Below are 19,139 nucleotides of genomic sequence, written 5' to 3' on the forward strand. Positions count from 1 at the left end.
GCATGCGCATCGCACTGGCCCAGATCGGCGCCGGCACCGACCCCGAGGCCAACCTGGCGCTGGTCGCCGACCACACGGCGCGCGCCGCCGACGCCGGTGCCGACCTGGTGTTGTTCCCCGAGGCGACGATGTGCCGCTTCGGGGTGCCACTCGCGCCCGTGGCGCGGCCACTCGACGGCCCGTGGGCGGACGCCGTCCGCGACCTCGCCGAACGGTCGGGTGTCACCGTGGTGGCGGGGATGTTCTGCCCGACCGCCGACGGCCGCGTCACCAACACCCTGCTCGCCACCGGCCCGGGCCTTGACGCGCACTACCACAAGATTCACCTCTACGACGCGTTCGGATTCGCCGAATCCCGCACTGTGGCAAGGGGTTTCGAGCCCGTCGTGATCGACGTTCCGACCGCCGACGGCACCGTGCCCGTCGGCCTCACGACGTGTTACGACGTCCGGTTCCCGGAGCTGCATCTCGAGCTCGCCGAACGCGGGGCCAAGCTGCTGACCGTCCACGCATCGTGGGGATCAGGCCCGGGCAAGCTCGAGCAGTGGACGCTGCTGGCCCGCGCCCGCGCGCTCGACACCGGCTGCTTCGTCGCCGCCGTCGACCAGCCGTACCCCGGTGACGAACTCGCCAAGAAGGGTCCGACCGGCAACGGCGGGAGTCTGGTGGCCTCCCCCACAGGCGACATCGTGGTGCAGGCCGGCCTCGAGCCGGAACTGCTGGTCACCGACGTCGACCTGGCCGCCGTCGAGCGGGCCCGCGAGACCATCGCCGTGCTGCGCAACCGCACCACGATTCCGCGTAAGGCACAATCGCAAGGGTGACTGACCCCTGGGCCCGCCCCGCCAATGAGGACGCCGCACCATCTGCCGAGCCCGCGCCGCAGGCGCCGGAGGCTCCGGGTGCCCAGCCCACCGAGGTGCTGACGGCCGCCGAACAACCGGCACCGGCCGCCGCCGACGTCCCGCCCGCCTACGGCGCCGACGCTCCCGCCGCGGCCCCCTATGGCGGCGACGTCCCGCCGACGTCCTACCCGGCTCCGCAGCAGGTGCCCGCCACCGATCCGCCGAAGAAGCGCCGCGGCGTCATGGAGCTGCTGCGCGACCCGATGTCGCTGATCCTGATCATCGTCATCGCCCTCGCGCTGTCGGCGGCCGGTGTGGTCGGCGGCGAGTTCTACGCGCGCAGCCGCGGCAACAGCGTCGTGTCGCAGTCCGTTCAGTGCGTCGTCCAGGACAAGGTCGACGTGCAGTTCGGCGCGACCCCGTTCCTGTGGCAGGTCGCCAACAAGCACTACGACCACATCACGGTCACCACGGCCGGCAACCAGCTGCGGTTCGCCAAGGGCATGAAGGCCCAGATCAACATCGATGACGTCAAGCTCGACAAGACGGCGAAGTCGGCCGGCACCATCGGGTCCCTCGATGCGACCGTCACCTGGTCGGCCGACGGCATCAAGCAGACCATCGCCGACACCGTCCCGGTGCTGGGTGGCCTGGTCTCCGACGTCACCACCGACCCGTCGTCGGGCACCATCGTGCTGGACGCGCCGATGACCCAGATCGTGGCCAAGCCGACGCTGTCCGACGGCACCATCTCGCTCAAGGTGGAGCAGCTCACCGGCTTGGGCTTCCTGCTGCCGCGCGAGTCGATCCAGCCGGCGCTGGACTTGTTCGCGTCGCAGCTGACCAAGGATTACCCGATGGGCATCCGCCCGGAGGCCCTGCAGGTGACCGGTACCGGCGTGACCGCGAAGTTCGGCACCAAGAACGCGACGATCCCGCTGGGCCAGCAGGACACCTGCTTCTCCGGCCTCTGATCCCCCGCTGACCCCAGGGATTTGTGCACGATTTTCCGCGGTGACCGCGGAAAATCGTGCACAAATCCCTAGTTGAGCCCGTCGAGGACGGCGCGGGTACCGGACAGGCCGAGCCTGGTGGCGCCGGCGTCCAGCATCGCGACGGCGTCTGCGGCCGAACGGATACCGCCGCTGGCCTTGATACCCAGCGCCGGGACGGTCTGGGCCATGATCTCCACGGCCTGCACCGACGCACCACCCGCCGGGTGGAAACCGGTGGAGGTCTTCACGAAGTCGGCGCCAGCGTCGGCGGCCGCACGGCAGACGTCGGCCAGCGTCGGCGCGCCGGCCATGTTCAGCAGCGCCGCGGATTCCACGATCACCTTCAGCACCGCCATCGGGGCGGCCCCGCGGACCGCGGAAATATCGGCGAACACCGCCGAGATGTCGCCGGCGATGGCGGCGCCCACGTCGATCACCATGTCGACCTCGTCGGCACCGCGCCGGCCGTCGGACCCGACGACCGACAACGCGGCCTCGCGCGCCTTGATCTGCGAATCATGCTTGCCCGACGGGAATCCCACGACGGTCGCGATCTTGACCCGCTCGGGCACCTCGACCGCGCCGAGCATCGACGGTGACACACAGACCGCGCACACCCCCAGATCGGCGGCCTCCCAGCACAGGCTCGCCACGTCGGCGGCGGTCGCCTCGGGCTTCAGCAAGGTGTGGTCGACCAGTGCGGCCACCTGCTGGCGGGTCCAACTCATCAGAACGGCTCCTCTGCGCCACCGGGATTGCAACGTGCTCTCACCATCTGGTTGTCGTCGACCACCGGGCGCCACGGCTCGAGATTCCAGCTGGTCTTGCCGGGCGCGCCCGCTTCGGCGAAATACCAGTGGCACATGAACTGGGCGCGCATGCCGGGGGTGTCGGCGTCGGGGGCAAGGTTCAAGACCTCGGACCAGGCCTCGTCTCCCGGCTGCGTGGCGCCCAGGCCGGACGCGCGCCGGCCGGCCCACGTCGGGTACACCCGCAGGCTTTTCGAACCGTCCCACTGCGTCCACCGGGTGTGGTCGATGTAGGGCGGCGCCGGGGCGGGTTGTGGAATGGGTTCGCCGGGATCAGCTGTGGACAGCGGCGCCGGAGCCAGCGTCAACGCCGCGGCAGCCAGCACCCCGCACCAGATCGAGCGCACCGACTACCGGGATTTCCCTTGGACCTCAAGAAGTTTGGGCTTCACATCGACCAGATACACACCGGTGGCGCAGGCCGCGATGGCCGCACCGACGGGCGGGCCGATGATCCAGCCCAGGACGGCACCGCCGCCCAGGATCGCGAGCCACACCGGCTTGGTCAGTTTGTCGACGGCCGTGTAGGCGTCCGGCCGCTGCATGGCGGCATGCACGAACGCATAAACGGTCGTGGCCAGCACCGCGATCTGCAATGCGAAAAGGACGTAACCCACCAGGCTTCCGAGGTACACGCCCTCAGCCTATGTGGGTTACGTCCCTGACGTCTAACTGTCCCGTCGCTTCGCTCGCCCCGGGAAAACCTGACTACTTCTGGGTGACCTTCTTGGCCGGAGCGGCCTTCTTGGCCGGAGCCTTGGCAGCGGCCTTGGCCGGAGCAGCCTTGGTCGCAGCAGCCTTGGCCGGAGCCTTCTTGGCGGCCGGCGCCTTCTTGGCCGGGGCGGCCTTCTTGGCCGGGGCCTCTTCCTTCTCGGGCAGCTCGACGCCGACCAGCTTGGCGGCGCGCTCGCCGACCGCGCGGGTCTGGCTGGCGACGTTGCCCAGGGCGTCCTGGGTCAGCTCGGTGACCTGCTCACGCACGTCCTCGACACGCTCACGGACGTCCTCGACGCGCTCGCGGACGCTCTCGATCGACGACTGGGTGCGCAGGCGCTCCAGGGCAGCCTCGCCACGCTCGACCAGCTTGTTGTAGGTGTTCTGGGCGTTCTCGGCGTAGGTCTCGGCGGCCTTGCGCAGCTCTTCGGTGCTGAACTTCTCGCGCAGCTCTTCAACCTGGCCCGGCAGTTCTTCCTGCAGCTTGGTCAGGCGGGCACGGCCCTCTTCGACACGCGCGTTGGCATCGGTGCGGGCCTCTTCGGCACGCTCACGCAGGCTCGCGACGATCTCGTTGACGGTGGCCAGGGCGAGGTCCGCGGCGCCGACGGCGGCGAACAGGGGGGCCTTCAGGTCTTCGATGGTGGGCTGGCTGGTCTCTTTGTTCTCTGCCATGTTCGTTGTTTCCTTTCTCGGGTACTGCGTTGGTCAGTTCGCTACTTGGTGAGTGTCAGTCGCCGTTGTCTGCTCCTCACTGGCGGCTTCCAATTCAGGCTGATCAGGAAGCGGTTTGGACTCGGCATCGTTCTGCTGCCGGAAGGATGTGTAGATGTCGAGCAGCACCTGCTTCTGCCGCTCGGTGATCGAGAGGTCCGCGATGATGGCGTCGCGCACCTCGCCGGCGGCGCTGGGCTCCAGAATTCCGGCCCGCACGTAGAGCACCTCGGCCGAAACCCTGAGCGCCTTGGCGATCTGGTTCAGCACATCGGCCGACGGCTTGCGCAGGCCACGCTCGATCTGGCTCAGGTAGGGGTTGCTGACACCCGCCTTCTCAGCGAGCTGGCGGACGGAGACCTGCGCAGCCTCCCGCTGGGTGCGGATGAAGCTGCCGATGTCCTGGGCTGCATTCGACATGACGGCGGCGATATCTGCATCCTGCGCCATGTCGTTCCCCTGTCTTCGTCGACCGCTTTTGGTTGGCGGTCCGTACCAAAACAACGGTACGAGGGGGTGCTAACTATTGCAAGCGCTAGCAAGCGCCCGCTGGCACCGTCAGACGAAAAGCTCGGCGATCGTGTAGATGACGAGGCCCGCCAACGATCCGACGACGGTGCCGTTGATCCGGATGAACTGCAGGTCACGGCCCACATGGAGCTCGATTCGCCGGCTCGCCTCGTCGGCGTCCCAGCGCTCGATGGTCTCCGTGATGATCGCTGTGATCTCCGTCCCATATTGCGCTACAAGGTGTTTTGCGCCCCTGACGAGCCAGTTGTCGACCTTGTCGCGGAGCTCCGCATCGTCCCGCAGGGACTCCCCGATCCGCACCACCGAATCTGCAATCCGGGTGCGCAAAACTGACGTCGGATCGTCCACCGATTCGAGGATGATGCGCTTGGCGGTACTCCATGCCGTCTCCGCCGCGCGGGCCACCTCGTCGCGCGCCAGGATCTGCTCCTTGATGCGCTCCGCCCGCGCGATGGTGTCCTCGTCGTTCTGCAGATCGTCGGCGAAATCGAAGAGGAACTTCGTCGCCGACATCCGCAGCTCGTGCTCGGGGTTGCGGCGCACCTTGTCGGTGAAGTCCATGAGCTCGCGGTGGATCCGGTCGCCCACCAGGTGGTCGACCCAGCGCGGCGACCACGTCGGCGAATCCCGCTCGATGACGCGCTCGATGATCTCGCCGGCGTTGAGCGACCACTGGAACGCCCGGTCGGCCAGCAGCTGCAGCAGTGCCTCTTGCCGCCGCTCCGCCAGCAGGCTCTCCAGCACCCGGCCGATCGGTGGACCCCACTGCGGTTCGGCGATGCGCTTGACGATCATCCGGTCCAGCACGTGCTGCACGTCCTCGTCGCGCAGCAGTTCCACCAGCACGCGCAACACGGTCGACGCCTCGGCCGCCACCCGCGCCGCGTGCACCGGTTCGGAGAGCCACTTGCCCAGCCGACTGGCCACCTGGGCGTCGCGCAGCTTGGTCTCGACCACTTCCTGCGACATGAAGTTCTCGCGCACGAAGGTGCCCAGACCCTCACCGAGCTGGTCCTTCTTGCGCGGGATGATCGCGGTGTGCGGGATCGGGATGCCCAGCGGATGACGGAACAGCGCCGTCACGGCGAACCAGTCGGCCAGCGCGCCGACCATGCCCGCCTCGGCGGCGGCCCGCACGTATCCCACCCACGGGCCCGTCCAGCTGTACGCGCCCCCGCGGGCCTGCAGCCATGTGCACACCGCAAACAAGACCGTCGCGCCGAGCAGGAAGCTCAGCGCGACCGCCTTCATCCGGCGCAGATTGCGACGCCGCTCCTCGTCGGCCGTCCGGTCGGCGCCGGCAAACGACTCCGCGAGACTGACGTGCGGTTCGAGGGACGCCTGGTGCCTCGGCTGAGGTCCAGGTCCCGGCCTGGGTCGGTGTGCCACGCTTCCATCATCCTGTATGCCCGGCATGGTCGCCCCGTATTATTAAGCGGACCTAGCGGAATGGACGTATTGCGACCGTGGCACAGCAAAACGCACCCTCGTCGGCAAAAGCCGACGGGCGTAAACGACGCTGGCACCAACACAAGGTCGACCGCCGCAACGAACTGGTCGACGGCACCCTCGAGGCCGTCCGGCGCCGCGGCAGCAACGTCAGCATGGACGAGATCGCGGCCGAGATCGGCGTGTCGAAGACCGTGCTCTACCGCTACTTCGTCGACAAGAACGATCTCACGACCGCGGTGATGATGCGGTTCGCGCAAACCACGCTGATCCCCAACATGGCGTCGGCGCTGTCGTCCAACCTCGACGGCTTCGAACTCACCCGCGAGATCATCCGCGTGTACGTCGACACCGTCGCCGCGGAACCCGAGATCTATCCGTTCGTCTTCGCCAACAGCTCGGCGAGCAAGAGCAAGGCCATCGCCGACTCGGAGCGGATCATCGCGCGGATGCTCGCCGTCGTGCTGCGCCGACGGATGTCGCACGCCCGCATGGACACCGGCGGCGTCGAAGCCTTCGCGTTCCACACCGTCGGCGGTGTACAGCTGGCCACCCACTCGTGGATGTCGAATCCCCGGATGACGGCCAAGGAGCTCATCGACTACCTGACCCTGCTGTCCTGGAGTGCGCTGCGCGGCATCGTCGAAGTGGGCGGATCACTTGCGGAATTCAACGCACAACCGCATCCGTCCCCGACCCTGCCGGATCATCTGCTTCACTGATCGCGTGACCTCCGATCTGCCGTCGCTGTGGACCCACGAACCGCACAAGCACCTGGAGTTCAAACCCGGCCTGCGCGTGAGCGACATCGACCCGGACGCGACTCCCGGATTCCGCGGCAAGAAGGCCGACGCCCCCGAGCTACAGGCCGAACGCAACGCGCGGTTCGCCGAACTGCAGGAGATGCTCTACGCGGGCAGCCGCTCCGGGGACACCCGCTCGATCCTGCTGGTGTTGCAGGGCATGGACACCGCCGGCAAGGGCGGCATCGTCAAACATGTTGTGGGAGCGGGTAATCCACAGGGAATTCGATACTCCAGCTTCGGCAAGCCCACTGAGGAAGAGCTGTCGCACCACTACCTGTGGCGCATCCGCAACGCACTGCCCACCGCCGGGCACATCGGCGTCTTCGACCGGTCGCACTACGAGGACGTGCTGATCGTGCGGGTGCACAACCTGGTGCCGCCGCCGGTGTGGGAAGCCCGGTACGACGAGATCAACGCCTTCGAGCGCGAACTCGTCGACGCGGGGACGACGATCATCAAGGTGGCGATGTTCGTTTCGCTCGACGAACAGAAGAAGCGGCTCGCCGAGCGACTCGACCGGCCCGACAAATACTGGAAGTTCAACCCCGGCGACATCGACGAGCGGCTGCTGTGGCCCAAGTACCAGGAGGCCTACCAGGCCGTGCTGGACCGCACCTCCACGGACTACGCGCCGTGGCACGTCGTGCCCTGCAACCGCAAGTGGTACTCCCGGCTGGCCATCACCGAGCTGCTGATCGAGGCGCTCGAGCGGCTCGAACTATCTTGGCCGCCAGCAGATTTCGATGTCGAGGCCGAGAAGAAGCGGCTGGAGTCCGCATAGCGCCGAGATAGCAACTTTTGCCGTTATCCGGCGAATTCTTCGCCAGAAGTTTCGGTCTCGACGTCCGAGAGATTGATGGAACCGTGCGTCGATTTCCACCGTCAGTATAGGTGTGCGGGAAATCATCGTGGGCACCGAAGCCCTCTCGCGCGGTGCGGTAACCCGGCACGCGCTGCAGACCAAGTTCGTGAAACTCCACCAAAACGTCTACGCCCCAAAGGGATTGACGCTTACTGCATATGACCGTGCGGTAGCCGCTTGGCTGTGGTCTGGACGCCGAGCAACGCTGGCCGGCCTCTCGGCCGCAGCAGCCTTCGGCACTCGCTGGCTGCCGGCCGACGCAAAGCCCGAGCTGGCCCGCGTTTACCAATCGTCGACATCCCGGATCGTCATCCATATCGGCGAGATCACCGACGACGAGTTGACGGTCGTTGATGCGATGTCATGCACCACGCCCGCCCGCACCGCCTACGACCTCGGCCGTCGATTGCCTTTCGAGACTGCCGTCATTCGCATCGATGCTCTGCTGAACGCCACCGGCACCACGGTCACCGCGGTGTCGGCGATTGCCGAACGCTATGCCGGGGCACGCGGCATCCGGCGCCTGCGGACCGCCCTCGTTGTCGCCGATGCGGGCGCCGAATCTCCGCAGGAAACGCGGTTGCGGTTATTGCTCGTGCATTCCGGGCTGCCCCGGCCAGAAACCCAGATACCGGTGGTCGATCAGTGGGGCCGCGTGCGTCGGCGTATCGACATGGGCTACCCGCAATGGATGGTCGGGATCGAGTACGACGGGGAGCAGCACTGGACCGATGCACGGCAGCATGAGGAGGACATCGAGCGGCTGGAGTTCCTGGCGGCGCAAGGCTGGACGATCATCCGGGTGAGCCGCAATCAACTGCGCTATCGGCAATCGGAGGTACTTCAGCGGGTGCGGGCCGCCCTAGCAGCTGCCGGATGCCATGCGACTTCCCCCAAATAGCAACTTATGCCGATATTCAAGAGGAATAGCGGCATAAGTTGCTGTCTCGGCGCTACTTGACCAGCGTGAACTGGCCGATGTTGGTGATGCCGCGGCGGAAGAAGTCGGCGCAACCGGTCAGGTACTTCATGTAGCGGTCGTAGACCTCCTGGCCCTGCAGGGCGATGGCCTCGTCCTTGGCCGCCTCCAGGTTGGCCGCCCACATGTCCAGCGTGCGCGCGTAATGCGGACGCAGCAGGTGGGTGCGCTGCAGGGTGAAGCCCGAGTTCGCGGCGAGCACCTCGATGTCCTCGACTGCCGGCAGCTGGCCGCCGGGGAAGATCTCGTCGCCGATGAACTTCATGAACTTCAGGTCGCTGATGGTCAGCTTGATGCCGTTCTCGCGGAAGAACTGCTGGGTGTGCGCGAGGATCGTGTGCAGCAGCATCCGGCCGCCGTTCTCCGGCAGGATGTTGTAGGCGCGCTCGAAGAAGATGGGGTAGCGCTCCTGCTTGAAGGCCTCGAAAGCGCCGATCGAGACGATGCGGTCGACCGGCTCGTCGAACTCTTCCCAGCCCTGCATCCGGATCTCGATGCTGCGGTTGGTGTCGAGCTTGGCGAGGCGAGCGCGGGCGTACTCCGACTGCGCCTTGCTCAGGGTGATGCCGATGACGTTCACGTCGAACTGGGTGATGGCCCGCTCCAGCGCACCGCCCCAGCCACAGCCGATGTCGAGCAGGGTCATGCCCGGCTTGAGGTCGAGCTTGCCCAGCGCCAAGTCGAACTTGGCGTTCTGCGACTCCTCGAGAGTCATGTCTTCGCGCTCGTAGTAGCCGCAGGTATAACCCATGGTCGGGCCGAGCCACAGGGCGAAGAACTCATTCGAGATGTCGTAGATCGACTGCGACTCCTCGTAATGGGGGGTCAAATCGATGTCGGCTTGTGACATATCGGTATCTATCCTTTGCGTTTACGTTCGCCGGGCGGGCGGCGCGACCGCATGCTGCGGCCAGCTGACATACCCGTACGTGCGCGCCCTGACGGGCCCAGCGAAAAACAACCCGCACGCAAGGTTAACGAAAATTACTGTCAGGCTCCAACCCGGCGTCTGTCAGTAGGTGTAGAAGCCCTTACCGGACTTCTTGCCGAGCTGGCCGGCCTCGACCATGCGCAGCAGCAACGGCGGGGCCGCGTACAGCGGCTCCTTGTACTCGTCGTACATCGAGTCGGCGATCAGCTTCATGGTGTCCAGGCCCACCAGGTCAGCGAGCTTCAGTGGGCCCATCGGATGCGCCAACCCGGCGACGACCGCGGTGTCGATGTCCTCGACGGTGGCGAAGCCCGATTCGGCCATCCGGATGGCGGCCAGCAGGTAGGGAACCAGCAGGAAGTTGACAACGAAGCCCGAGCGATCGGACGCCCGCACGACCTTCTTGCCCAGCACCTCGGCGGCGAAAGTCTCGACGCGCGCGGCGGCTTCGGGGGCGGTCGTCACCGAGGAGATGAGCTCGACCAGGGGCAGCACCGGCACCGGGTTGAAGAAGTGCAGACCGAGGACCCGGCTCGGGTTCTTGGTCGCGGCGGCGATGCGCATGATCGGGATGGACGACGTGTTCGACGCCAGCACCGCGTCGGGATCGGTGATGATCTCGTCAAGCTGAGAAAAAACCTTCGCCTTGACGTTGACGTCTTCGACGATGGCCTCGATGACGAGCTGCCGGTCGGCCATGTCGGCCAGGTCGTTGGTGAAGCTCAGGCGACCCAGCGCGGCGTCGCGGTCGGCCTCGGACAGCTTGCCCTTCTTGACGGCGTTGTCCAGCGACTTGGTGATCCGCTCCCGGCCGGCGGTGGTCAGCGCGTCGGTCGGCTCGAACGCCAGGACCTGCGCGCCTGCCTTGATGCAGACCTCGGCGATACCGCCGCCCATCTGCCCGGCCCCGATGACCCCGACTCGTTCGATTGCGTTGCTCACCGCTGTCCTCTCCTCGTGATTACTTCTGAAGATATGCGACAGGCCCCGCCCAGTTTCTGGGCGGGGCCTGCCGTATCAAGCTGTCGCGACCGTGAGGGCTGTGTACGGAATTCGTCGCGAAACGTGCACAGCACTCACACTCGTCGGCTGCCTAGTGGAACTGTCCCTCTTCGGTCGAGCCCTTCAGAGCTGCGGTCGAGGTGTTCGGGTCCACGGTGGTGGCGATCTTGTCGAAGTAGCCGGCGCCGACCTCACGCTGGTGCTTGGTGGCGGTGTAGCCACGAGCCTCAGCGGCGAACTCGCGCTCCTGCAGGTCGACGTAGGCCGTCATGCCCTCGCGGGCGTAGCCGTAGGCCAGGTCGAACATCGAGTAGTTGAGGGCGTGGAAGCCGGCCAGGGTGATGAACTGGAAGGTGAAGCCCATGGCACCCAGTTCCTTCTGGAACTTGGCGATGGTCGAGTCGTCCAGCGCCTGCTTCCAGTTGAAGGACGGGCTGCAGTTGTAGGACAGCAGCTGGTCCGGGAAGTCGGCCTTGACGGCCTCGGCGAACTTGCGGGCGACCTCGAGGTCCGGCACACCGGTCTCCATCCAGATCATGTCGGCGTACGGGGCGTAGGCCTTGGCACGCGCGATGCAGGGCTCGATGCCCTTCTGGATGTTGTAGAAGCCCTCAGAGGTGCGCTCACCGGTGACGAACGGCTTGTCGCGGTCGTCCACGTCCGAGGTGATCAGGGTGGCGGCCTCGGCGTCGGTACGCGCGATGACGACGGTGGGGGTGTTGGCGACGTCGGCGGCCAGGCGAGCCGAGGTCAGGGTGCGGATGTGCTGCTGGGTCGGGATCAGCACCTTGCCACCGAGGTGGCCACACTTCTTCTCCGAGGCCAGCTGGTCCTCCCAGTGGGTACCGGCGGCACCCGCGGCGATCATGGCCTTCTGCAGTTCGTAGACGTTCAGGGCGCCACCGAAGCCGGCCTCACCGTCGGCGACGATCGGGACGAGCCAGTTGTCGACGCTCTTGTCACCCTCGACGCGGGCGATCTCGTCGGCGCGCAGCAGGGCGTTGTTGATGCGGCGAACGACGGCCGGCACCGAGTTGGCCGGGTACAGGCTCTGGTCCGGGTAGGTGTGGCCGGAGAGGTTCGCGTCACCGGCGACCTGCCAACCCGACAGGTAGATGGCCTTCAGGCCGGCGCGGACCTGCTGAACGGCCATGTTGCCGGTCAGGGCGCCCAGCGCGTTGATGTAGGAGCCGTCGCCCTTGGTGACCGCGTCCCACAGGATCTCGGAGCCACGACGCGCGAGGGTGTGCTCCTCGACGACGCTGCCCTGCAGCTCCTCAACCTGGGCTGCGGTGTAGTCGCGGGTGATGCCCTTCCAGCGGGGGTTGGTGTCCCAGTCCTGCTGAATCTCAGCGGCGGTACGTGGCTTTCCGACGTTGGACATTGTGCTCCTTCGTGAGGCCGCGTCGCCGTGGGCGCCAAGATTCAAACTGATTGTTAACGCTTTGGCGACTTCGCTTGTGTGCTGTTAACGACGATGACACAGCACATACCCGCAGGTCCAGCGGTTACAAGTGCCAACTTTCGCCAACACATGTAGCGAAGTTGCGAAGATTGCGAAGTTGCTGAGGTGCTTGACCGGTTCAGAAGCTACCGAACGGTAACCGAAACGCGCTGGTCAGTACGCTCGTACTGTTAAATCCGCGCTCTCAGAGCGCGAACAGGCACGCGACGGCTTTGACCTCGTCACCGACGACATATGTGAGCGTTGTAACACTGCGGTCACATAGCTCGGGAGAGAATTTCTCGGTCGATCCGGCGGGGTACTCGTGCGTGATGATCTCGAGCCGCTCCCCCAGCGCCACCGCGGCGTCGTGCTCGATGGTGACCCGCAGCGGTGCTTCGAGCAGTTCGGGGCGATAGGTCTGCAGGTAGTCCTCGACCACCGACCAGTAGACGGAGTTGTTCATGTGGTCGAACAGGTCGATGTCGCTGACCCGGACCGGGAAGTCGACGATCCGGAGCGCGTCGTCGCGACCGCCGGCCTTGAGGTAGCCCTTCCAGCGCAGCCGATCAGTGGCGGCGGTCCGCTTCAGACCCGCCAGGAAGTCGTCCGAGATGCGGGCCGGTCCCTGCGTCTCGAGGTTCATGTTGATCCAGAACGCCTCGGACTCGATCAGTCCGCCCTTACGGCCGTCGATGCGCACCCGCATCTCGCACCACCGGTTCGACGTGCCCGAACACCAGCGCCGCAGCCGCAGGATGTCGCCGCGCTCGAACGGACGGATCAGGTCCACCATGGTGCGCCGGACGACCCAGGCCGGGTGGACGTCTTCGTAGCCCATCTGGCGCAGCTGGTCCTGGCCGACGTCCTGGATGTGCCGGCAGGCACCGTCGAACCGCAGGCGGCCGTCGCGATCGACGTCGGCCATCCGCAGCGGCCAGCTGGTGTCAAAGACGTCGGGATGCCCCTCCGGGACCGGCGCGAGGGTCTTGGCCAGGCCCGTTGCCGGTGCGGCAGTGGTCTTTTCGACGACCTTGTCGATGGTCTCCGCGGTGCTCATGGCGGCCCCTTTCCCAGCGGGCCAACGCGGCTGGATCGTCCAACTCACCCGCGGGCCCGATCCTGCCACAGCCCATTTTTGCCAATTGTGCGAAGACGGTATTCACATGATTGCTAGCCTGGTTTCGTGGCGAAGACTTTCGTTGGCTCCCGGGTGCGTCAGCTCCGGGGCGAACGCGGCTTCAGCCAGGCGGCGCTGGCGCAGATGCTCGACATCTCCCCCAGCTATCTCAACCAGATCGAGCACGATGTCCGGCCGCTGAGCGTCGCCGTGCTGCTGCGCATCACCGAGGTGTTCGGGGTCGACGCCACGTTCTTCGCCTCCCAGGACGACACCCGCCTGGTCGCGGAGTTGCGTGAAGCGCTGATGGATCGCGACCTGGGTGTCGACGTCGACATCCCGGAGATCGCCGACCTGGTCAGCACCCACCCGACGATGGCGCGCGCGATGGTCGACCTGCACCGCCGCTACCGGTTGTCCACGGCACAACTGGCCGCCGCCACCGAAGACCGGTTCTCCGACGGCAGTGGCAGCGGGGCCATCACGATGCCGCACGAGGAGGTGCGCGACTACTTCTACACGCGCCAGAACTACCTCCACGAACTCGACACCGCGGCCGAGGAATTCATCCTCCGCATGCACATGCGCCGATCCGAGCTGTCCCGCGAGCTGGCCGAGCGGCTGAGCCGCGTCCATCACGTGCGCATCGTGCAGCGGCTTGAACTCGGCGACAATGTGCTGCACCGGTACGACCCCGAAACCAGGACGCTGGAGATCGGCGGCCACCTGTCGTCGGGACAGTACGTGTTCAAACTGGCCGCCGAGCTCGCCTACCTGGAATTCGGCGACCTGCTGGAAAGCCTGGTAGCCGAAGGCAATTTCACCAGCGAGGAGTCGGTGAAGCTGGCCCGCATGGGGCTGGCCAACTACTTCGCCGCGGCCGCAGTGCTGCCCTACGGCCAATTCCATGCTGTCGCCGAGGAATTCCGCTACGACGTCGAGCGGCTGTCGGCGTATCACTCGGTGAGTTACGAGACCATCGCACACCGGTTGTCGACGCTGCAGCGGCCGTCGATGCGCGGCGTGCCGCTGTCGTTCGTCCGCGTCGACCGGGCCGGGAACATGTCGAAACGCCAGTCCGCCACCGGTTTTCATTTCTCGTCGTCGGGCGGCACCTGTCCCCTGTGGAACGTCTACGAGACGTTCGCCAACCCCGGCAAGATGCTGGTGCAGATCGCACAGATGCCCGACGGGCGCAACTACATGTGGGTGGCGCGCACCGTGGAACGACGCGCCGCGCGCTACGGCCAGCCGGGCAAGACGTTCGCCATCGGGCTGGGTTGCGAACTGCGCCATGCCAATCGGCTGGTCTACTCCGAAGGGCTGGACCTGTCCGGCGGCGCCGCGACGCCCATCGGCTCGGGCTGCCGGGTGTGTGAGCGCGACAACTGTCCGCAACGCGCGTTCCCCGCGCTGGGCCGGGAACTCGACCTCGACGAACACCGCAGCACCGTGACGCCGTACGTCGTGAAGCGGGCGAATTAGTGACAGGCAGCGCGCCAGCGCGGGCATAGGCTTGATGCGTGGCTCTCTCGAACCTGAAGGTCGATCCTGCCCGTCTGCGGTCACTCGCCGGAGAATTCAACGAGATCGCCGGCGGGTTGAAGGCAGCGCCCTCGCCAGTCACGGCTGGCCCATCGTGGCAACCAAGCGCCGCGGCCGTGGGTGCTGTGTCCGCCGGGATTGATCATGTCGATGGTGAATGTGCGACGGCCCTGACCGAATTCGGTGGCAACCTGACCAAGGCCGCCACAGAATACGAAGCCGCTGACGCCGCGGGCGGCGCAGGCATATCGCGGGCGATGCCGGGTCGGTAGGAGTCTTGACCGCACCGATCTCGATGCCGACGAAGTCACAGGTCCAGTCTTGGAACACCGAGTTGCTGGACGCTGCGGCAAAGGACTGGGGCCAACGCGCCACGAAACTGAAGGACGCCTACGACAAAGCCCAGCACGGACTCGAGAACGCCGACTGGAGCGGCACCGCGGGTAGACAGGCCAAGGCACGTATGCAGGCTGATGTAGCCAAGGTCCATTCGGTTCTGGAACGGATCGAGCACGCTCAAACGACGGCCACCCGGGGCGCCCAGACGATCGGCAACGCAAAACGCGACGCGATCAAGGCGATTGACGACGCCGAGGACGAGATGTTCTCCGTCAGCGAGGATCTAACGGTCACCGATCGACTGCCGAAAATTCTTGTGGCCCCGATGCTGCTCGTGCGCGAGCTCGCGCGGCACGCATACCAGGCAGCGATCCGTGGTCTGGCGATGAAATTGGCCAGCATCGATGCTCAGGTAGCCGCGGCACTGAAGCTGATCGGCACGCAATTGAACGGATTCAAACTCGGCCCCGGGGGCGGTGGTCCCGGGGCCGACGGTTCGGTGCCGCCGGGCGGAGTCAAGAACCTCGGGCCCATCGCCGGCACCGGCGCTCAGCCGGGTATTCCGGGCATCGGGGCCGCTGATCTCGGCGAGATTGTCGAGCTTCCAGACGGTCGGCTGGTAGCCGTCTTCGGCGACTCCTTCAAGGGCGACAAGGTCGGCGGGCCAGACAACGAGCACTACCGCTCGGTCGCCGTGCCGATCGTCGGCTGGGACAAGGACGGCAGGCCCATCTTCGGCCAGCCGCTCAACAGCCCCGGCGGCCCCGGGACCCCAGGTGTCCTGTTCCCACCCCCACCGGAAGCACTGGCGATCGACCCGAACACCAATCCCCTGCCAGCCGGCTCATTTCAGGCCAACGGCAAGACCTACATGATGGTCAGCGGAACCTCCGGCCTGAAGCCGACAGCTGGCTCATGGCTCGTCGAGGTCTCAAACGATCCGTCCAAAGGTTGGCAACCCGTGCCCGGCTCGTGGCGTCCCTCCTATCCCGGCCTGCCCGGAAACCCGCCTACACAGGTGAGCGGCTACCAGGGCAAAGACGGAATGGTGTACATAGCGGGAGACTCGTTCGACCGCAGCCAGGGCGTCACTATGTACCGAGTCGATCCGGCGCACGCCGCGGATCGCAGTGCATGGCAGCCGTGGACCGGCAACGACTGGGGGCAGCCCCGCGACGTACCCGCCGTATTGAGTCGTGGACAGAACTTCGGCGAATTGAGCTTCCGCGAGATCGATGGCCACCCCGTGTTGTCAGGGTTCAACAGCACTCCAGGTGTCAATCAGGTCGAAGTTCGCGTGGCCGATGACCCGACCAAGATCTTCGCACCGCCGCCGATCATTGCGGCCCAACAGAACTCGCCAGCGGCGCCTGGCTACGTCTTCCAGCCGTACGGCGGCTACATCATGCCGGGATCATCGCTCGACGACCTGAATATCCTTGTCAGCCAATGGAATACTCAAAATGGCCCCGACGGCCAACCGCTCGGCGCGCCATACGACACTCAGCAGGTACAGGTCAATGCGTCCAGGTAACGCGGATCGGGCGCGACGCGATTACCGTTCAGCTGATTCTGGAAGGATCTGACATGAGAGCACTCCCCAGAGCATCTTTCATCGTCGCGGTGATGACCCTGCTCAGCAGCGCCGCCCACCCCAGCGCTTGGGCGGATCCGCCGCCGTTTCCCGACATGAGCCGCTACGTACCGGTTAACGCCGCCGACTACGAAGTCGACGCATCCACGCCAGGCATCCACGCCACACAAGTTGTTTTCCTGACTCCTGACGGCATCACCTGCGATTACATGGCTCCGCCTGCAGCGATCTGCACGGGCAACAACTTTCCGTCGGTTCCGCCGGCCACAGTTGGCGTCAATTCGATCGGGACAGACTATGGATTGGCCGCAATCGGCTCTGGCATCCCGCAGAGAAGCAGCCTCAAGACACTCCCGCCGTTCCACACGCTTACCGTCAATGGAGTGATCTGCGGCGTTGACGACAAGCGCACGACTGCATGCAAGGACTCCCAGGGGCGGGGTTTCGTCTTGTCTCCCAACGGATCTGCCTGGCTTCCGCGGGTCTGATCACGATGAGAGTACATTCCGCGGTCATCATCGCGGGATTCGCCACGTTCGCGGGTGCCGCCTGCTCCAACCACCCGGCCAGCCCCACGCCGACCACTGCCCGCGCCGAGCTGACCAGCTTCCCGAATCTGAATGACTACGTTCTGGTCAACAGCCACGACTACGACGTCAAGGAGCACACCGGGTCAACCGAGGAGTTCTCCACCGCGGACGGTATCCGTTGCAGCATCAACGGGTACACGGCGAAGAGCTGCTCGACACCATTCGCATAGCCCGGTACGAACTCGGGAAGTACCGACAGCAGCTGCACGTCGGTCGGGCCCAACAGTGTGCCGCTGCGGGACGGGGATCCGCAGCCCTATCGGTTTCGGCAATCCAACACCTCATGCACGTCGGGTCCGTTGGAGAAGCGACTTCCAAACGGCACCAAGATCAACTACGACGCCCGAGAGTCACGTACTTCACGTGCGCTGCGGACGTCAACCTCGTTGCGTACATCGACGACAAGAAGCACGGCTTCGTCCTGCAGCCGTCACGCAGCTGGACTTTCTGACTCTTCGCCCGTCAATCGCTCAATCGCCGGCGCAGGGGTGCCCGGACGTGAGAAGAACGTGCCGTAGAAGCCGTACGTCAGCGTCGCGAGCGCCCCGATGATGAGCAGCCCGAACATGACCGGATAGTGCGCCATCCATTCCGACAGATAACGAACGCACAGCATCAGGCCGACGATGATGGCCACGCCACCGGCAATCAGTCGCAGCCGGGCATGGGGTGCCGGCCGAACCGGTTCCCGCAGCGCCGATTCCACCGTCAGGCACAACGCCGCACCGACGACGAGGTCTACGCCGTAGTGGAAGCCGAAGCCCAGCGTCGCGGCGAGGGTGCCCACGAGCCAGCAGGTGCCGCCGATGCGCAGCCACCGCGGACCGGACCGCGAATGGATGAACACGGCCAGCGCCCACGCCGTGTGCAGCGACGGCATGCAGTTGCGCGGGGTCGATGTGTCGAACGCGATGGGAACCGCAGACCCGTCAACCGGCGGCAGCAGCGCCGGCCAGAAGTCCCCGACCTGAAAGCCGCCCCCGGCCGCGCCGAACGCATAGGTCGGCCCGACCAACGGGAACATCAGATAGATCAGCGGCCCGATCAGACCCAGCACCAGAAAGGTCCGCACGACGAAGTGCTGCGGCCACCGTCCACCGGTGGTGACGTTGCGCAGCTGATAGATGGCCACCACAGTCGCGGCGGCGGACAGTTCGAGGTACACCCAGTGCAGCACGATGTAGAGGACCGAGTGGTGCTGCACCAGCTGCCCCAGCACCCAGGACGGCTGCCCGAGCGCAACGTCGGCCCGCGCCGCGAACTCATCGAGAACAGTAGGGCGCGTCAGAGACGTGATCGTCAGCCACGCGTCGCCGGCCTTGGTCGCGAGGACCAGCAGCAGGCCGGTGGCGACACCCTTCAGCGCGGTGTCACGCTGCGGGCCGGTCCACCGCAGCAGGGCAAGCACGCCCAGGCCAGTCAGCACAACCAGCGCGCCGCTGCCCATCGCCGAGGGCAGACCGAGAAACTCGCGGCCACCGACAAATGCCACATCGAGCCCCAACGCCACGCCCGCCGCCGGCAACCGGTACTGCCGCGGCACTGCGACCAGAGCCACCACCAACGCCGCCCACGGCACCGTGAACCCTGCCGGAGTTCCGACGTAATCGCTGATCAGGCGCTCGATCGGACCCCGGAATCCACACAGCATCGCTGTGATCTGCAGTGCGCACATGAATGTCGCGACCAGCGCTATGCCGATCGCGACCTTCGTCCGGGGCGGTACACCCTCCTTAAGGAAGGGTGAATGTTCGGTGAACACGCATAGACGATAGGCCGTCGGCCGCCGCTACCAGCAATTTGCGACCAATTTGCGACTCACCTGCATCACTCGATGGCTCGACCCTAAGACCCCGCCGCCTGTGCCAGA

The 19,139-nt window shown here is 65.9% G+C and carries 20 protein-coding genes and 1 pseudogene; 10 read left to right on the forward strand and 11 right to left on the reverse strand.

Annotated features, from left to right (window positions below; translation table 11 throughout):
* The first annotated feature begins 2 nt into the window (after positions 1–2).
* Positions 3–824: a carbon-nitrogen hydrolase family protein gene (locus VXD91_RS17240; RefSeq protein WP_346415941.1), complete on the forward strand. Its 822-nt coding sequence runs from the start codon at positions 3–5 to the stop codon at positions 822–824.
* Positions 821–1,819: a DUF2993 domain-containing protein gene (locus VXD91_RS17245; protein ID WP_346415942.1), complete on the forward strand. Its 999-nt coding sequence runs from the start codon at positions 821–823 to the stop codon at positions 1,817–1,819. Before VXD91_RS17240 ends, VXD91_RS17245 begins: the two co-directional genes overlap by 4 nt.
* A gap of 68 nt (positions 1,820–1,887) precedes the next feature.
* On the opposite strand, the gene deoC is transcribed toward VXD91_RS17245, so the two are convergent.
* The 6 genes and pseudogenes from deoC to VXD91_RS17275 form a co-directional block, all read right to left on the reverse strand.
* On the reverse strand, positions 1,888–2,568 hold the full coding sequence (gene deoC, locus VXD91_RS17250; RefSeq protein ID WP_346415943.1) for a deoxyribose-phosphate aldolase: 681 nt from the start codon (positions 2,566–2,568) through the stop codon (positions 1,888–1,890).
* Positions 2,568–2,987, reverse strand: a complete 420-nt coding sequence (locus VXD91_RS17255) for a DUF2599 domain-containing protein (protein ID WP_346416088.1) — start codon at positions 2,985–2,987, stop codon at positions 2,568–2,570. The genes deoC and VXD91_RS17255 overlap by 1 nt, the downstream gene beginning before the upstream one ends.
* A 12-nt stretch (positions 2,988–2,999) precedes the next feature.
* Positions 3,000–3,284, reverse strand: a complete 285-nt coding sequence (locus tag VXD91_RS17260) for a DUF2516 family protein (protein ID WP_020101171.1) — start codon at positions 3,282–3,284, stop codon at positions 3,000–3,002.
* 73 nt (positions 3,285–3,357) lie between these two features.
* Positions 3,358–4,038, reverse strand: coding sequence for a hypothetical protein (locus VXD91_RS17265; protein WP_020101170.1), 681 nt, complete (start codon positions 4,036–4,038; stop codon positions 3,358–3,360).
* Positions 4,039–4,071: 33 nt separating this feature from the next.
* The gene (locus tag VXD91_RS17270) at positions 4,072–4,527 is read right to left on the reverse strand and encodes a helix-turn-helix transcriptional regulator (RefSeq protein WP_064858657.1); all 456 of its coding nucleotides are present in this window, start codon (positions 4,525–4,527) and stop codon (positions 4,072–4,074) included.
* Between the two features lie 108 nt (positions 4,528–4,635).
* A pseudogene (locus tag VXD91_RS17275) lies at positions 4,636–5,928 on the reverse strand (DUF445 domain-containing protein); the annotation flags it as partial.
* A 146-nt stretch (positions 5,929–6,074) separates the two neighbouring features.
* On the opposite strand from VXD91_RS17275, the gene VXD91_RS17280 reads away from it, so the two are divergent.
* The 3 genes from VXD91_RS17280 to VXD91_RS17290 all read left to right on the forward strand — a co-directional run bounded on the left by VXD91_RS17280 (position 6,075) and on the right by VXD91_RS17290 (position 8,626).
* Positions 6,075–6,779, forward strand: coding sequence for a TetR/AcrR family transcriptional regulator (locus VXD91_RS17280; RefSeq protein WP_064984355.1), 705 nt, complete (start codon positions 6,075–6,077; stop codon positions 6,777–6,779).
* A 4-nt stretch (positions 6,780–6,783) separates the two neighbouring features.
* Positions 6,784–7,644, forward strand: a complete 861-nt coding sequence (locus VXD91_RS17285; protein WP_346415944.1) for a polyphosphate kinase 2 family protein — start codon at positions 6,784–6,786, stop codon at positions 7,642–7,644.
* 112 nt (positions 7,645–7,756) lie between these two features.
* Complete coding sequence (locus tag VXD91_RS17290) at positions 7,757–8,626, forward strand: DUF559 domain-containing protein (RefSeq protein ID WP_346415945.1); 870 nt, start codon at positions 7,757–7,759, stop codon at positions 8,624–8,626.
* Between the two features lie 52 nt (positions 8,627–8,678).
* On the opposite strand, the gene VXD91_RS17295 is transcribed toward VXD91_RS17290, so the two are convergent.
* From VXD91_RS17295 to VXD91_RS17310, 4 genes are all read right to left on the reverse strand, one after another.
* The gene (locus VXD91_RS17295; RefSeq protein WP_138250645.1) at positions 8,679–9,554 is read right to left on the reverse strand and encodes a cyclopropane mycolic acid synthase family methyltransferase; all 876 of its coding nucleotides are present in this window, start codon (positions 9,552–9,554) and stop codon (positions 8,679–8,681) included.
* A 162-nt stretch (positions 9,555–9,716) separates the two neighbouring features.
* Positions 9,717–10,577: a 3-hydroxybutyryl-CoA dehydrogenase gene (locus VXD91_RS17300; protein ID WP_346415946.1), complete on the reverse strand. Its 861-nt coding sequence runs from the start codon at positions 10,575–10,577 to the stop codon at positions 9,717–9,719.
* A 151-nt stretch (positions 10,578–10,728) separates the two neighbouring features.
* Positions 10,729–12,021, reverse strand: a complete 1,293-nt coding sequence (gene aceA, locus VXD91_RS17305) for an isocitrate lyase (protein WP_293015594.1) — start codon at positions 12,019–12,021, stop codon at positions 10,729–10,731.
* Positions 12,022–12,286: 265 nt separating this feature from the next.
* The gene (locus VXD91_RS17310; protein ID WP_346415947.1) at positions 12,287–13,141 is read right to left on the reverse strand and encodes an acyl-[acyl-carrier-protein] thioesterase; all 855 of its coding nucleotides are present in this window, start codon (positions 13,139–13,141) and stop codon (positions 12,287–12,289) included.
* 126 nt (positions 13,142–13,267) lie between these two features.
* On the opposite strand from VXD91_RS17310, the gene ramB reads away from it, so the two are divergent.
* The 5 genes from ramB to VXD91_RS17335 all read left to right on the forward strand — a co-directional run bounded on the left by ramB (position 13,268) and on the right by VXD91_RS17335 (position 17,439).
* Positions 13,268–14,686 (forward strand): acetate metabolism transcriptional regulator RamB, encoded by a 1,419-nt coding sequence (gene ramB / locus VXD91_RS17315; protein WP_346415948.1) that lies wholly within the window; start codon positions 13,268–13,270, stop codon positions 14,684–14,686.
* A gap of 38 nt (positions 14,687–14,724) precedes the next feature.
* Complete coding sequence (locus VXD91_RS17320; protein WP_138250649.1) at positions 14,725–15,018, forward strand: type VII secretion target; 294 nt, start codon at positions 14,725–14,727, stop codon at positions 15,016–15,018.
* Positions 15,019–15,023: 5 nt separating this feature from the next.
* Positions 15,024–16,619, forward strand: coding sequence for a DUF4185 domain-containing protein (locus VXD91_RS17325; RefSeq protein ID WP_234880780.1), 1,596 nt, complete (start codon positions 15,024–15,026; stop codon positions 16,617–16,619).
* 155 nt (positions 16,620–16,774) lie between these two features.
* A complete protein-coding gene (locus VXD91_RS17330) occupies positions 16,775–17,167 on the forward strand; it encodes a hypothetical protein (protein ID WP_346416089.1) in 393 nt (130 codons plus the stop codon).
* A gap of 5 nt (positions 17,168–17,172) precedes the next feature.
* Positions 17,173–17,439 (forward strand): hypothetical protein, encoded by a 267-nt coding sequence (locus VXD91_RS17335; RefSeq protein ID WP_346415949.1) that lies wholly within the window; start codon positions 17,173–17,175, stop codon positions 17,437–17,439.
* Positions 17,440–17,699: 260 nt separating this feature from the next.
* Here the strand turns inward: VXD91_RS17335 and VXD91_RS17340 are convergent, their stop codons facing one another.
* The gene (locus VXD91_RS17340) at positions 17,700–19,031 is read right to left on the reverse strand and encodes a DUF5933 domain-containing protein (protein ID WP_346415950.1); all 1,332 of its coding nucleotides are present in this window, start codon (positions 19,029–19,031) and stop codon (positions 17,700–17,702) included.
* Positions 19,032–19,139: the final 108 nt, after the last annotated feature.

The organism is Mycobacterium sp. SM3041, from assembly GCF_039668335.1.
In the GTDB taxonomy this organism is placed as follows: Bacteria; Actinomycetota; Actinomycetes; order Mycobacteriales; family Mycobacteriaceae; genus Mycobacterium.